We start from the raw sequence: 15133 nt of genomic DNA, 5'->3' as shown, positions 1-15133 counted from the left end.
GGCCCTTGTCTGGCTCACTCGTGGTGGTCGTAGGCCTGGAAGCCGGCCAGCTTGACCAGGCTGTCGCGCTTGGCCGCCGAGTAGTCGCTCAGCACCATCTCCTTGACCAGCTCACCCAGGGTGATCTTGGGCACCCAGCCCAGCTTCTGCTTGGCCTTGGTGGGGTCGCCCAGCAGGGTCTCCACCTCGGTGGGGCGGTAGTAGCGCGGGTCAACCTTGACGATCACGTCGCCCACCTTGCACTTGGCCAGGGTTTCACCGTTGACGGGCTCGATGGCCACCACCTTGCCCACTTCGGCCTCGGCTTCGCCCTCAAACGCCAGGGTGATGCCCAGCTCCTTGGCCGCGAACTCGACGAACTGGCGCACGCTGTACTGCACGCCCGTGGCGATCACGAAGTCTTCGGCGTGGTCCTGCTGCAGCATCAGCCACTGCATTTCCACGTAGTCCTTGGCATGGCCCCAGTCGCGCAGCGCGCTCATATTGCCCAGGTACAGGCAATCTTGCAGGCCCAGCGCAATGCGGCTGATGGCGCGCGTGATCTTGCGGGTCACGAAGGTCTCGCCGCGCACCGGGCTTTCGTGGTTGAACAGCACGCCGTTGCAGGCGTACATGCCGTAGGCCTCGCGGTAGTTCACCGTGATCCAGTAGGCGTACATCTTGGCCACCGCATACGGGCTGCGGGGGTAGAAGGGTGTGGTTTCCTTCTGGGGGATCTCTTGCACCAGGCCGTACAGCTCGGAGGTAGAGGCCTGGTAGAACTTGGTTTTCTTCTCCAGCCCCAGGATGCGGATGGCTTCGAGCAGGCGCAACGCGCCGATGCCGTCGGCGTTGGCGGTGTACTCGGGCTCTTCAAAGCTCACGCCCACGTGGGACTGCGCGGCCAGGTTGTAGATCTCGTCAGGCTGGACCTTCTGGACGATGCGCACCAGGCTGGTGGAGTCGGTCAGGTCGCCGTAGTGCAGCACGAAGTTGCGGTTGCTGACGTGCGGATCCTGGTAGAGGTGATCGATGCGGTCGGTGTTGAACAAGCTGGAGCGGCGCTTGATGCCATGGACTTCATAGCCCTTTTTCAACAGAAATTCGGCCAGGTAAGACCCGTCCTGACCTGTGACGCCGGTAATCAGGGCGACTTTCTTGCTCATTCACTTGCTCCTGCGCAGTTGATCTTCGGTGCGTCCGAAGTATCCGCCAAGATATAGCAGATTTGTTTGATGGTTCGTTGTGATGTGGGTCGCCGCGGCAACACGTTCAGACCAATGGAACTCCTGGCAACCAGCGGGATCTGATCGCCTTCGACATAGAGGAAATCGATGATTCCGCAGGCGATTTGCTCGCCGACTGGCATGCTAGAGTGAGAATTCACTGCGGCTCAAGGCGGATCTGCGCAGCCCAAGACATACGAGATTTTCAAAGTGAACAATTGGACGGGGCAGAGGCGGTGATGCATGGGTTCTGATTCGGCTGGGCCATCGGCGAAGTCCGCGTCGTTGTGGGCGATGGCAGGAAGCCTGGGCACGCGTGGCCTGTCCTTCGTGTTCTTCATGCTCATCGCGCGTGCCATGTCGCCCGCAGAGCTGGGGGTCATGGCGATGGCCCTGGCGGTCAGCGTTTTTGCCGACGCGCTCATTGACTTCGGCCTGTCCACGCAGGTCATGCGGCACCAGACGGCCGACGATCCCCATTTCTTCAGCGGCGTGCTGTGGTTGCAGATCGCGCTGGCGACGGGCAGCGGTTTGATCATCGTCGCTTTGTCGGGGTTGGCGGCCAGTTGGTACCACGAGCCACGCCTGCAGTGGGCTTTGTGGGGGGTGTGTGCCGCCAGTTGGCTCAACGCGGCAGGCTTGGTCCCTCACGCGCTGTTGTCGCGCCGTTTGCAGCACAAATCCATCGCATTGCGAAATACCTTGGCGACATTCGTCGGTGGTTGCATTGGTGTGGCCATGGCGCATGCCGGGCAAGGCGTCCTGGCGCTGGTGGTCATGCACGTTGCCAACGCCTTGACCGGGGTGTTGACCGTCTGGTGGGCCGCGCGTTGGCGCCCGCTCTGGGCCGGCCGCTGGCGCACCTACCTGGATGCCATCCGGCCTGTCGTGGGTCAGGCTCGCCATCAACTGGGTACGCAACTGCTCGAGGCCATCATGGTGAGGCTGGACCAGGTGCTGATCGGCGCTGTCTTTGGTGCGGCCACACTGGGTGTGTACGCTCTGGCCGTCAGGATTTTCGATGTGCTGTTCCAGGTGACGTGCGGCCCGATTGCCTCGGTCCTGTTGCCCTACCTGGCCAGGGTTGCGGGTGACGTCAAGCAGTTCCGCGAGCGTTTTCTGTCGGTCTTGGGCAATGTGGCCTTGTTGGCGCCCCCCATTTATGTCTGTGCCGCTTTGTATGCGGGTGTGGGCGTCAAGCTGGTGTTTGGCGGGCAATGGGAGCCTGCCATTCCCTACCTCGAATGGGCCTTGGGGATGGGGGCGGTGCAGGCTGTCGGTTTTGTTCATCCGCCCGCTTTCATGGCCATCGGCAAGCCGAACATGAACTGGTGGATCGCCGTGGTCTCGTCGGCGCTGTGGGCCCTGGGTTTGCTGTTCTTGCCCAAGTTGGCGCCCATTTTCGCGATGCTGCTGTGGGTGGGGCGCTCTGCCATCGGCCTGGTTTTGCAGGTCGTCTTCACGCGGCGGTTGATCGGCGTGCGCGGGCGTGACTACTGGCAGGCGGTGCGTTGGCCCCTGGCTGGCGCGGCGGTGGTCTCGGCGCTGGCCTGGGTCACCCGCCATGGTGACGGGCTGGGGGCCGGGCCGTGGCTGGGGCCCGTGGTCATGCTGATGACAAGCATGTTGTTGTTTGCTGCAATGGCCTGGACCTTGTCTGCGGATGTCCGCCACTTTGCGTCGGGCGTGTTTGGCCGTTGGCGTCAAGCCCATTGAACCGGGGTGAGAAGAATATGTATCACGATGCTTGCAGTGCACAGAAGTCAGTGAGCCCGGCTGCACGGCCCCTGAGGGCCGGTACGCGCTTGAGCCGTTTGGGCGCTGTCTTGTTGGGTGTGGCCTGTGCGCTGGCCTCAGGCGGGGTGTCGGCAGCGCAGTCGGATCTGGCCCTTGGCGTCTACTACTTCCCGGGTTGGCGGGCAGACACGCCTGCGGCCCCGTCCTCCAAGCCGTGGCAGCCCATCGAGCCCTATCCTGAGCGCAAACCCTTGCTGGGCTGGTACGACGAGGGTGAAGACGATGTCATGCGCCTGCAACTCGATTGGATGATCCAGTATGGGTTGAAGTTTGTTGTCTTTGATTGGTATTGGGGCAAAGACAACCGCGTGTATCTGGATCACGCGCTGTCGGCCTACTTCCGATCGCCTCAGAAGACGCAATTGCCATTTTCGATCCTGTGGGCCAATCATGGCGATGTGCCAACCAGCCAGGCCAACTTCGAGCGCATGGTGGACTGGTGGGTGAAGTACTACGCTTCGCGCCCCGAGTTCCTGCGCGTCGATGGCAAGCCTGTGGTGTTCGTGTTTTCCGCGCTGGATCTGGCTGAGCGGGCCAAAGGGTTTGGCTCAAGCACGCGGCAGTTGCTGGCCGGGGCGCAGCAGCGTGCCCGTGACGCCGGCCTGCCCGGTTTTTACTTTGTGGCGGGCGTGACGGGTGATACGCCCGACCTGCTGCGTGACGCCAAGGCGATGGGATACAGCGCGGTATCGGCTTACAACCTTCATGCGCCCGCGGGGCAGCAGGCCAAGTTGTCATACTCGTACAAGGATCTCAGCGCGGCTTACCAGTCTCACTGGAAGCAGTACGCCTCAGTCAGTTCGGTGCCGGCGATTCTGCCCTTGACCGCAGGCTGGGACAGGCGCCCCTGGGGTGGGACTTACGACCCGAAGCATGACCAATGCATGCCCACCCTGGATGAGTTCAAGAGCCACCTGAGCGACGGCCGCAAGGCCATGGAGGCTTTGAAGCAAACGGGCCCGAAACTGGGTGTCGTTTGCTGCTGGAACGAGTTTGGCGAAGGCTCTTTCATCGAGCCCACAGCCAAGCAGGGCAAGGCACGGCTTGAGCGGGTTCTGGAAGTGTTCGGTCGATGAAGGTGCATTTCGTGTTGCCGACCGACGGGACCGTCCCGGTCGGGGGATACAAGGTTGTCTACGAGTACGCCAACGGCCTCGTGCAGCGTGGCCATGACGTGACCGTGACGCATGCCTTTTACCTGCAACCGGGCCAGGTCAAGCTGTTGTGGCGTCCTCGTCACTGGATGACCTTTCTCAAGCGCTGGGCCTTGCGCCGCTACACGCCCGAAAGCTGGTTCACGCTGGCCCCGGCGGTCAAGCTCAGATTCGTGCCCTGGCTTCACCGCTGGTTCATGCCGGCATCTGATGCTGTGGTGGCCACCTCCTGGGAAACGGCGGAATGGGTGGCGGGTTATGCGCCCCGGCACGGTCGCCGCTTTTACCTGATCCAGCACTTTGAAGATTGGTCAGGGGACCGCGACCAGGTGCTGCGTACCTGGCACTTGCCATTGCACAAGATCGTGATCTCCCGCTGGCTCGAAGCCCTGGTGGCCCAGCACGGCGAGCCGTCCAGCTACATCACGAATGGGCTGGATTTCAAGGCCTTCGGCATGGATGTGGCGCCGCAGGACCGGGACCCTCACACCGTGGCCATGCTCTACCACCAGTCGGCCTGGAAGGGCAGCCGCTATGGCCTGGAGGCACTCATGCAGGTCCGTGCCCAGTGCCCCACGCTCAAGGTGACGCTGTTCGGGGTGGGGCCCGCGCCTGCCGATCTGCCTGACTGGATCAGCTACCACCAGTTGCCCTCGCAGCGCCTCTTGCGCGAGATATACAATCAATCCGCCATTTTTCTGGCGCCCAGCTTGACCGAGGGTTGGGGCTTGCCGCCTGCCGAGGCCATGATTTGCGGGGCGGCTGTGGTGCTGACCGATGTCGATGGCCATCGCGAATTCGCCCAGGCCGATGTCAATGCACTGATGTGTCCGCCCGCCAATGCCGATGCGCTGGCGCAGGGTGTGCTGGCACTGATGTCCGACCCTTCGCTGCGCTTGCGTCTGGCCCAAGCGGCAAGCGTGTCCATTCAAAGCTTCACGTGGTCTCGCGCTTGTCAGGCGATGGAACGCACATTGGCGACAAACTGAACACGAAAGATTCACCATGGCACGTCAGACACCTGTTGCCTCCGGGATGAAGGCATGGCCACGCACCGACGTCGGGCGTACGCGGGTCGCGGTCGCGCCCGTGATGATCCAGCTGCGGCGCTATGGACTGTGGCTGACTGTGGCCTTGATTTTCTGCATGGTGGCCTTGCCCAGCTATGCGGAAATTCGCCCGGGTGGTTTGCCCAATATTTCGCCGGCCCGCTGGCTGCGGTTCGCCCTCGTCGGCCTGACGCTCATCTTGCTGCTCATCAAGCCCTTCCGGGTGCCCTTGACCGAGTTCTCCGGCGCCGAGACGCGCCGACTCTGGCGCATGGTGGCGGTTTTCTTCAGTTGGTATTTCGTCCTGAACATCTTCTTGAATTACTCGAACGGGTTTTTCATCAACGACATCATCAACAACATCCTGCCCCCATGGCTCGCGTTCGCCTTCGCGGCGATCTACATCCGTCGTGAAGAGGACTTCACATGGCTGTTCCGTGCGCTGGCCCTGGCTGCGATCGTGGTGGTGTGCGTCATGCCCATCGAGTTCGTGCTCAAGCGCAACGTCTTTGAAAAGATCATGTCGTCGGAAGGGTGGAACCAGGTGGGCCTGGTCGACCAAAGTCGGGACGGCGTGTACCGGGTCAAGGGCACATTCGAGCACCCCTTGTTGTGCGCCCAGTTCCTGATCACGGTGGGCGTGGCCTTTTTTGCCAAGGGCTTCTTCGACCGTGCCAAGGGGCGCCTGTTCTGGATGTTCATGGGGGCGCTCACATTGGGGAGCGTGGTCCTGACCTACACCCGATCGAGCATGGTGTTGGGGGCCGGGCTGGTGGGGCTGATCTTCGTTGTGAAGTTCATGGCCTGGACTTCGAAGTTCAGCAACCGCCTGACGGCCACCGTTTTGAGGGTGCAGCTGATGTGGTTGCCTTTCATCCTGATGGTCGCGGCCCTGTGGGTGTTCGAGCTGCTGCGGGGGCGCACGGCCGACGAGTCGATCAGCTCCGAGGCGCGCGTCAGCATGCTTGTGCGCGGTATCCCAGCGATTTTTGACAGCCCTGTGTGGGGGCATGGTTCCGGGGAAGGCGCCAAGATTGCTGGGTTCAAAGGGTATTTCGGCAGCTACTTCCTGGACAACATCTATCTGGTCTACGCGCTGGATTACGGCCTGATCTATTGCCTGCTCTTCATGGCCATTCTGGGTTTGGCGATCTGGCGTCTGTGCCCCAGTTACGAAGAGTTGCGGGTGCCGCAAGCCAATACAGGTGTCCGTGCCGGGATGGCCATGGCGCTGATGGCCTCGGCCACGATGCTGGTGGTCCATGCCTCCGTGGGGCTTCACCAGTTCATCTTCGGCCTGATCGGGGCCTCCTTGTGCCTGCCAGGGCGCCGGTTCAGGATTTCGCCCTACAAGCGGCGCGGGTTGTGACCACCTGAGTGAGGGCTCCGCTCCACCTGCGTCCGGTGGGCGGCGGCGCCTGGGTGGCTGAGGCGTTCCGGGTTTGTACCAGTCGATTTGTTGCCGGCTCACGGGAACTTAGTCGCGCTTCTTGCCACAATCACAGGCTTGCCTTCAACTTTTGCGACCATCGTTTCTATGAGCCAGTCTTCAGCGTCTTTGCCTGTTGCGCCCTCCGCTGAGGTGAGCTGGCCCGTCCGTCAGTTGTTGATCCTCGGGGTGGGCCTGCTTGCGCTGTTCATCCCCACCTATATTTCCCTGGCCAACACAGCCTGGATGAAGGATGACAACGGGCACGCTCCCATCATCATTGCCTTGTCGTTCTGGTTGTTGTGGAATGACCGCCAGCAGCTTTTCGCGGGCGAAGCCAAGCCTGCGATGGTGTCGGGCTGGATCGTGCTGGTGTTCGGGCTGGCCATGTATGTGCTTGGCCGCTCCCAGGGCATCGACACCATGGAGGCCCTGTCGCACATCATCTTGCTGATGGCCTGCATGTTGATGCTGAGGGGTTGGCGAATGGTTCGCCTGGCGTGGTTCCCGCTGTTTTTCATGCTGTTCATGGTGCCTTTGCCCGGGGTGCTCGTGCAGGCCATCACGATGCCCTTGAAGGTGGCGGTGTCCATCGTGGCCGAAGCCATTTTGCATGCCGCGCATTACCCCATGGGGCGCTCCGGCGTGACGCTGACGATCGGCCCCTATCAGTTGATGGTGGCCGATGCCTGCTCGGGTCTCAACTCGCTTTTCACGCTGGAATCGCTGGGGCTGTTCTACATGAAGATCATGAACTACCACTCGCGGGCGAGAAACACCTTGCTGGCGTTGGCGATTGTGCCGATTTCGTTTGCCTCGAACGTCATCCGGGTGATGGTGCTGGTTCTGGTCACCTATCACCTGGGGGACGAGGCGGGGCAAGGTTTCTTGCATGGCTTTGCCGGCATGCTGCTGTTTGTCGTGGCCCTGATCTTGACCTATATGACGGATCGCGTTCTGGCATCCCGTTTTGACGAGTCCAACGGACAAAAGAGGGTTTGATGGCTGCGAAGAATAGCTTTGTCGGTCTCGTACTGGCCTGCGGATGCATGTTCGGCGCCGCGTATTGCGCCGAGGCGCTCAAGCCTACGCAGAGTTTGGCCGATATCAGGCCGAAGGTCGTGCTGGACCAGTTGATTCCCACCCAGTTTGGCGGGTGGAAGGAGGTGCCCTCCTTGCGGCCCGTTTTGCCGGACCCCACCGTGCAGAAGGTGATCGAATCGGCTTATTCGGAGACCCTGGCGCGCGGGTACGTCAACGACAAGGGCCAAATTGTGATGCTGACTGTTGCTTACGGCAAAGACCAGAACTCTGAATCGACGGCGGCCCACCGCCCCGAATTCTGTTATACCGGCCAGGGCTTCACGGTTCGGGAGTTGGGTATTCACCAGGCACAGCTGGCCAACCACGCCCTGACCATGCGCCAGCTGGTTGGCACGCGCGAAAACTACGTCGAGCACATTTCATATTGGGTCACCCTGGATGACAAGGCGACCTTGCCCGGTTTGGGCAGAAAACTCGCGCAACTGCGTTTCGGCCTGCACGGGCAAATTGCGGATGGCATGCTGGTCCGGGTTTCGTCGGCAAGCCGCGATGCCCATGCGGCAGAGCAGGTGCATGATGCATTCATCCGGGATCTGGAGCAGCAAATACCGTCGGCGTTCCGGCCACGTTTCTTTGGGTCGTGATCACACGGTTCGGTATCAATTAGTTATTTAAGGTTGAGGCATGTCGATAAGCCAGATTTATGCAATCCTCAAAGCCCGGTGGGTTGTGTTGCTTTCCGTCTTTTTCACGGTGGTGGCCATTGCTGCTTTGGCGTGCGTGTTGTTGCCCAAGAAGTACACCTCCTCAGCTCAGGTGCTGATTGACGTGAAGTCGCCCGATCCCATGATCGGCATGGTGCTGCCAGCGATGATGTCGCCCAGCTACATGGCCACGCAGGTCGATCTGCTGTCCAGCGAGCGTGTGGCCATCCAGGTGATCCGTCGCCTGAAGATGGGTGACAACCCCGGTATGCAGGCGCAATGGCGCGAAGCGACCAAAGGGGTGGGCTCTTTCGAGTCCTGGCTGGCTGGCATCCTGGCCAAGAACCTGACGGTCAAGCCCGCTCGTGAGTCGAACGTCATCACGGTCAGCTACGAGTCGACGGACCCGCAGTTCGCGGCTGCGCTGGCCAATGGCTACGCAGAAAGCTTCATCGACACGACCGCTGACCTGCGCACGGATCCGGCCCGCCGCTTCAATGCCATTTTTGACGGCCTCGCTGCCCGTTTGCGCGAGAGGCTCGAAAAGGCACAGGCCCGCCTGTCTGATTTTCAGAAGGAAAAAGGCCTGATCGCCACCGACGAGCGTCTGGACATTGAAAACGGTCGGCTGCTCGATCTGTCTCAACAAGTCACCTTGCTGGAGGGCGTGCAGTCTGAATCCGGTAACCGCGAGATTCAGGCCAAGCGTGCTGTTGACAGCTCGGCTGACGTGCTGTCCAACCAGGTCGTTGGCGCGCTGACCGCCGATCTGGCGCGTCTGGAGGCCAAGGCCGAGGAAATGGAGTCGCGTCTGGGTGATGCTCACCCGCAAGTCATCGAGACCCGCGCCAACATGAAGGTGCTGCGCAAGCGCATTGCCGAGGAAACGAAGAAGGTGACCAGCAGCGTTGGCTTCAGCAACAACGTCAACGAGGCTCGCCTGACCCGCGCACGTACTGCGCTGGAAGCGCAGCGTGCCAAGGTCCTGCAGATGCGTGCCAACCGTGACTCGGCATCCGTGCTGCTGCGCGACGTGGACAACCTCCAGAAGGCATACGACGCGGCTCAGGCACGTGCGGTTCAGGCTGGCATGGAGAGCCAGACGACCCAGACCAATGTGTCCATTGTTCAGGTGGCATCGCCTTCCCCCTCGGCCTCCTCGCCCAAGATTCTGATCAACATGGGTCTGGGCATCGTGGGTGGCCTGATCCTGGCGCTGACGGTGGCCCTGCTGATCGAGCTCAATGATCGCCGTATCCGCACGACCGACGACGTTCTGATGGAGCTCAATCTGCCGCTGGTCGGCGTGCTGCTCAAATCCGCGGATGCGCCGTCGGGCCTGCTGGGTCGCAAGGCCAGGCCCTGGTTGCTTCAATCCTCGCCAAATGCCATTGCGGGCCCTGGTGCCTGAACGTCGTAAAGAATGAATATGGACACAGAAATCATGCCCAGCGCGTTCGTCGGTCAACAGGCTGGCGAAGCGGGTCTGGAGAAGTCGATTGGCGACATCATCCGGGAGACCAACAACCTGTCTGCTGAACAGGTTGAAAACATCCTGACCTACCAGCGCGAGCACAACGTCAAGTTCGGCGAAGCCGCCGTGGCGCTGGGGCTGGCCAATCAGGACGAAGTGCTCTGGGCGCTGGCCCAGCAGTTCCACTATCCCTATGCCAATCAGTCCCTCGCTCGTCTGAGCGATGAATTGGTGGTGGCCAACAAGCCCTTCTGCGAGCAGTCTGAGATCTTCCGGGGTATCCGCAGCCATTTGTGCAGCACCGTGTTCAGCAACCGTGATCAGCGTGTGGCGCTGGCGGTGACCAGCACTGATTCGGGCGACGGCAAGACGTTTTTTGCGGCCAACATCGCCGTGGTCCTCAGCCAGCTGGGTGGCCGCACCTTGCTGATCGACGCGGACATGCGCTCGCCCCGTTTGCACGAGGTGTTCGGTGTCGAGAACCGTGGTGGCCTCAGCGGTATCTTGTCGCGTCGCGCCGGTGGCAATGTGCTGCGCAAGGTCACGGGCCTGCCCAGCCTCTTTGTGCTGCCGGTCGGCATCGTCCCACCCAACCCCCTGGAATTGCTGCAAGGGCAGACCTTCGGTTTGTTGCTCAAGGATCTGCCAGGCAAGTTCGACTACGTCATCGTGGATACGCCGTCTGCCTCCTCGGGTATCGATGCGCGTGTGATCGCAGCCAGTTGCGGTGCGGCCATTGCCATTGCCCGCAAGGACAAGACCCGCACAGACTCCCTTCGCAATTTGCTTGGCCCGCTCAGCAGGGGCGCCACCAAGATGGCCGGCGTCGTCATGAACGAGTACTGATCGTTGTCGATGAACCCTGGCAAACGATTCAGGTTGGGCGTCGACTTTCACGAATGGGACGGGATATTTCAGGGATCCAGAAGCCATGTTCTGAACATCTACAGGGAGGCCATCAAGGCCTGCCCGGATGTCGATTTCGTGTTCTTTCTGGGTGACACCGCATCCCTGGCTGCTCAGCACAGCGAGTTCAGGTTGGCGAATGTGAAGCTGGTGCACATGCCAGGCAGCCATGGCCTGGTGCGCCTGGGCTTGCGCTTGCCTTACCTGTGCTGGCGCCATCGGATCGATGTGCTGCACACGCAATACCGCGTGCCATTTGTCCGGCCCTCGGCCGTGGCCTGCACGATCCACGACGTGCTGTTCGAGACCCATCCGCAGTTCTTCTCACCTGGCTTCGTCAAGGAGGCCCGCTTCACGTTCCGCATGGCGGCCCAGCGGGCGGCGCTGTTGTTGACCGTCAGCCAATACTCCAAGAGCGAGTTGTGCCGCTTGTATGGCGTGGAGCCAGGCAAGGTGCAGGTGACCTACAACGGTGTAGACCGCCTGCGCTTTTACCCGGGCCAGGATGGCGCACAGCAGGTGGCTGATCTGGGCCTGGTGTCCGGGCATTACATCCTGGTGGTGGGACGGCTTGAGCCCAGAAAGAACCATCTGGCCTTGATCGAGGCCTGGGCGCGCTTGGGGCCCACAGCACCGCCACTGGTGATCGTCGGGCAGGAAGACCCAGGCTTTCCCGATGTGAAGCAGGCGATCGAGCGTGCGGCCAAGGCCAACCAGGTGATGCTGTTCAGCCATCTGGGGGACGACGTGCTGCCAGCCGTGATTCGGCATGCAGGGCTTTTTGTGTACCCGGCGTTTGCCGAGGGCTTTGGCATGCCGGTTGCGGAGGCCATGGCCAGCGGCGTGCCGGTGATCACGTCCAACACCACGTCCTTGCCTGAGGTGGCGGGTGATGGCGCCCTGTTGTTCAACCCGGCGTCGACCGACGAGTTGTTCGAGACCATGAAGAGCGCCTTGGCCATGACGCCGGCTGCGCGTGCGCAATTGGTACAACGTGCGCAGACCCAGGTAGAGCAGTTCGCGTGGCGGCGCTCGGCCGACGTGCTGATGCGGGGGCTCTTGTCCCTGCAGACTCGGTGAGGCGGCCATGGTGAAAGCGCAAGCGACGACGCCCGACACGATGCGTGTTGCCGTGCTGAACGACTATTCGATATCGACGGCGCTCAAGTTGATTGCCGAGGGCAGTTACCCCGCGCAGCATTCATGGGGTGCGTCTTTGTTCAAGGCCATGGGTGCACAGGCGGTGGTCTTCCCGTTTCATGGGGCCACGCTGTCTGCCTCGCTGCGCACGCAAGTGGCCGTGCTGCTGCAGCAGCATCGTTTCGACGTGGTCTATTCGGCATGTCAGAGCGAGACCTGGTTGTTGTCCCGTTTGCGCACGCTGGGCTTGTTTCGCAAACCGATCGTGGCGGTGATCCATCACCCTGTCTCGGGCCGGTTGCGGGGTGGCGAGCGCTTTGTCAGGGGCCATGACAGCCTGCTCTTTCTCAGTCGGCAGGCGTGCGAGCATGCCCGGGCGGCATGGCCTGCCCTGAAAGACCGCATGGAGACGGTTGACTGGGGGGTGGACCTGGCCTTCTATGACCAGCAGCCAGTCTGGGATCATGGTTTTGGGCGCAACTATTTTGTCAGTGCGGGCAAGGCCAACCGTGACCATCAGCTGCTGGCCGATTGCGCAGCCCAAGGACAGCATCGCACCGTGATCGTCTGCTCGGAGCAAACGAAGCCTCATCAGGCGGACGCCAGTTGCGTGACCGTGGTGAGTGATCGCTCGGGCCATGCCTTGAGTTATGGGCAGCTGACCTCGGTGTACCGGGACGCCCGTGCGATCGTGATTCCCATGCAGCATGTGCAGGGCCTGGCTGGCTTGACCAGCCTGCTCGATGCGATGGCCTGTGGCAAGCCGGTGATCATGACCCGCAATGCCTCGGTGGACATCGACATCGAGGCCTTGGGTTTTGGCATCTGGATCGATGCACAGGATGCGCGCTCGCTGCGACAAGCCATGGACCGGCTGGCCACTGACGATGCGCTGGTGCAGCAAATGGGCGTGAAGGCCCGTGAGTTTGCGCAAACCGCGTATCGGTACGACACGTTTGCCCGCACGATCCTGGCGCGTTGCCAGGCCGTGTGCCGCGCAACTCAAACGCCGTCACCGTGATGCGGATCGCGTATTTTTCCTGCCAGATGCCTTACCCCGCCACGCATGGCGGGCTGGTGGATGATTGGGCGCGCTTGAATGCCTTGAAGGCGGCAGGCGCTGACCTGGCGCTGGTGACCTGGTATGCCGAGCAAGGGCGCGGTTTGCCTCAAGCGCATGTGGATGCTTTGCGCGGCGTGGCATCGGTGGTGCATGCCTTGCCGATCACGGGCTCGTGGCCAGATCGCTTCAAGCGCCTGGCCCGCCTGGCGCGCTGGCCCTCGCATGTGGCTTCGCGAATCCCGAATGGTGCGGAGCTGGCCGAGATCTGGCGTAGCCTGGACGCGTTCAAACCCCAGGCCGTGTGGCAGGATGCGGTGTACCCGGCCTGGCTGGCGCAGGCCGCGGCAGCACGTTATGGCGTGCCCTTGTTCTACCGCAGTCACAACATCGAGCACCGCTACATGCGTGGGCAGGTGTCGCGTGCCACATCCTGGCGTGACCGGATCGCCTGGAGCCTGAACTTGCCGCATCTCAAGCGCGTGGAGTTCGACACCTGGCGCAAGGCGCGGGTGGCATTCGACATCTCGATGGACGACCTGAACTGGTGGCGCGAACAAGGTTTCACGCAAGGCGCCTGGCTGCCGCCGCTGGTGCAGCCTGAGAAAGCAAATACCTTGCTGGCACCGTTGGACCATGAGCCGGAGTTCGATGTGGCCTATCTGGGTAACCTGCGCACGCCCAACAATGTGGAGGGCGTCTTGTGGTTGCTCAAGGAGGTGTGGCCGCGCTTGCGCCAACAACATCCAGCCTTGCGTTTGCAGGTGGCTGGTAGCGCACCTTCGCCTGCCATCGTGCAGGCGGTGGCCGAATCGCGCAACGTGGTCTTGCTGGAGAACCCGCCTGATGTGGCACCGGTGCTGCGCAATGCGCGGGTGCTGGTCAACCCGATTTTCGGCGGCAGCGGCGTGAACGTGAAATCGGTGGAGATGCTGTACGCCCCCGGGCGGCTGGTGTCTGCGCCTCAAGGTGTGGCCGGCCTGCCGGCGCACGTGGCGGCCTGTTTTGCGATTGCGTCGGAGCCTGAAGCGTTTGCGCAAGCCATTGAGCGGGCATTGCAAGCAGGGCCGTTGACGGATGGCGAGGACTTGCTGGCACGCCAGCGTGCGCGGGCGGAGTTCGGTTATGCCCGGGCCGGTGAGGTGCTGCGCGTGATGCGCAGCCATCTCTAGATCACCGTCGGGTCACAGGCCGGGGGGCAGCAGGAAGCGCCATCCGGTCAGGGCGAAGGCGTAGATCTGGGCAGCATGCCAGTCGCGGCGCTTGAGGTAGACCAGCGTTTCCCATGTCATGTGCCGTCGCACCGTGCGTTCGTGTTGCGGCGCCAGCTTGTGCGTGAAGCGGAGCCGGTTCACGAGAATGTGGCGCAGTGAACGATCCGAAGGCCGGCTGCGGTGGCTGGAGCCGATTGAGCCGCCCTCCTTGTGCCAGACGAAGCTGCGAGGTGCCCAGGCCAGCGTGAAGCGGCCCTTGGCGCGCACGGCCCAGTCGATCTCTTCGAAATACAGGAAGTAGGCTTCTTCCATCAGGCCAACCTGCTCGACGAAAGCTCTGGAGACCATCATCGAGGCGCCGGCAATGTGGTCCAGGCGGCTTTCCACGGCCTCAATGGGTGTGGCAGGGTCATAAGGCTTGCCGTAGCCGACAGGCGTGCCGACGGCCGCGTCGAAGTCGAAGCTGGATCCGGCCAGGCACTGCACGATCTTGGGGGTGTCGTAGTAGTACATGGTCGAGCCGCACATGCCGATGCGTGGGTCGGCCTGCATGCGTTCGATGAGGGCGGATGCAGTGTGCTCATCCACAATGGTGTCGTTGTTGAGCAGCCAGATGTAGTCAAAGCCGCTTGCCAGGGCATAGCGTATGCCAACGTTGTTGCCGCCAGCAAAGCCCAGGTTGCCGCCGGTGTCGATCAGGACCACTTGAGGGTCTTGAGCCTGGCCACCGCGCTCCGCCTGAGCCCGGTCGTAACGTGCAAACGCGACTGGCCCGCCTGCCCGTTGCTTGGCCCAGTCGGCAAGGTGGCGCAGGGAGTCGTCGCTGGATGCGTTGTCGCAAACCAGTACGCGGGCATCATCGGGCAGGGTAGGGAGCAGGCTTTCAAGACACTCGATCGTGTCCCGCCAGCCATTCCAGTTGACCAGCACAACGGCAAGTCGGGATGGCATGCTGTC

At 62.0% G+C, this 15133-nt stretch carries 13 protein-coding genes; 11 read left to right on the top strand and 2 right to left on the bottom strand.

Features of this window, described 5'->3' with window-relative positions; translation table 11 throughout:
• Positions 1-14 precede the first annotated feature (14 nt).
• Positions 15-1145, bottom strand: a complete 1131-nt coding sequence (gene gmd, locus HY019_RS13155; RefSeq protein WP_290692792.1) for a GDP-mannose 4,6-dehydratase — start codon at positions 1143-1145, stop codon at positions 15-17.
• A gap of 303 nt (positions 1146-1448) precedes the next feature.
• Between gmd and HY019_RS13150 the strand changes: the two genes are divergently transcribed.
• From HY019_RS13150 to HY019_RS13100, 11 genes are all read left to right on the top strand, one after another.
• The gene (locus tag HY019_RS13150) at positions 1449-2921 is read left to right on the top strand and encodes a lipopolysaccharide biosynthesis protein (RefSeq protein WP_290692791.1); all 1473 of its coding nucleotides are present in this window, start codon (positions 1449-1451) and stop codon (positions 2919-2921) included.
• Between the two features lie 89 nt (positions 2922-3010).
• Positions 3011-4078 carry a glycoside hydrolase family 99-like domain-containing protein gene (locus tag HY019_RS13145; protein WP_290692790.1) on the top strand — a complete coding sequence of 356 codons (1068 nt, stop codon included), beginning with the start codon at positions 3011-3013 and terminating at the stop codon, positions 4076-4078.
• Positions 4079-4089: 11 nt separating this feature from the next.
• A complete protein-coding gene (locus HY019_RS13140) occupies positions 4090-5145 on the top strand; it encodes a glycosyltransferase family 4 protein (protein ID WP_290692789.1) in 1056 nt (351 codons plus the stop codon).
• Between the two features lie 16 nt (positions 5146-5161).
• Positions 5162-6574: an O-antigen ligase family protein gene (locus tag HY019_RS13135; RefSeq protein WP_290692787.1), complete on the top strand. Its 1413-nt coding sequence runs from the start codon at positions 5162-5164 to the stop codon at positions 6572-6574.
• A 168-nt stretch (positions 6575-6742) separates the two neighbouring features.
• The gene (xrtB, locus tag HY019_RS13130; RefSeq protein ID WP_290692785.1) at positions 6743-7636 is read left to right on the top strand and encodes an exosortase B; all 894 of its coding nucleotides are present in this window, start codon (positions 6743-6745) and stop codon (positions 7634-7636) included.
• A complete protein-coding gene (gene epsI, locus HY019_RS13125; protein WP_290692783.1) occupies positions 7636-8322 on the top strand; it encodes an exosortase-associated protein EpsI, B-type in 687 nt (228 codons plus the stop codon). Before xrtB ends, epsI begins: the two co-directional genes overlap by 1 nt.
• A 40-nt stretch (positions 8323-8362) precedes the next feature.
• Positions 8363-9793, top strand: a complete 1431-nt coding sequence (gene epsF / locus HY019_RS13120; RefSeq protein ID WP_290692781.1) for a chain length determinant protein EpsF — start codon at positions 8363-8365, stop codon at positions 9791-9793.
• A 33-nt stretch (positions 9794-9826) separates the two neighbouring features.
• The gene (locus HY019_RS13115) at positions 9827-10702 is read left to right on the top strand and encodes a polysaccharide biosynthesis tyrosine autokinase (RefSeq protein WP_290692779.1); all 876 of its coding nucleotides are present in this window, start codon (positions 9827-9829) and stop codon (positions 10700-10702) included.
• Positions 10703-10711: 9 nt separating this feature from the next.
• Positions 10712-11842, top strand: coding sequence for a glycosyltransferase family 1 protein (locus HY019_RS13110; protein ID WP_290692777.1), 1131 nt, complete (start codon positions 10712-10714; stop codon positions 11840-11842).
• Positions 11843-11849: 7 nt separating this feature from the next.
• Positions 11850-12923: a glycosyltransferase gene (locus tag HY019_RS13105; protein WP_290692775.1), complete on the top strand. Its 1074-nt coding sequence runs from the start codon at positions 11850-11852 to the stop codon at positions 12921-12923.
• Positions 12893-14134, top strand: a complete 1242-nt coding sequence (locus HY019_RS13100) for a glycosyltransferase (protein WP_290692773.1) — start codon at positions 12893-12895, stop codon at positions 14132-14134. The genes HY019_RS13105 and HY019_RS13100 overlap by 31 nt, the downstream gene beginning before the upstream one ends.
• Positions 14135-14146: 12 nt before the next feature.
• On the opposite strand, the gene HY019_RS13095 is transcribed toward HY019_RS13100, so the two are convergent.
• On the bottom strand, positions 14147-15127 hold the full coding sequence (locus HY019_RS13095) for a glycosyltransferase family 2 protein (RefSeq protein WP_290692771.1): 981 nt from the start codon (positions 15125-15127) through the stop codon (positions 14147-14149).
• Positions 15128-15133 lie beyond the last annotated feature (6 nt).

It is taken from the genome of Aquabacterium sp., assembly GCF_016195855.1.
In the GTDB taxonomy this organism is placed as follows: domain Bacteria; phylum Pseudomonadota; class Gammaproteobacteria; order Burkholderiales; family Burkholderiaceae_C; genus Aquabacterium.
Note: the sequence above shows the minus strand (reverse complement) of the source record. Positions and strands in the feature narration are given on the sequence as shown.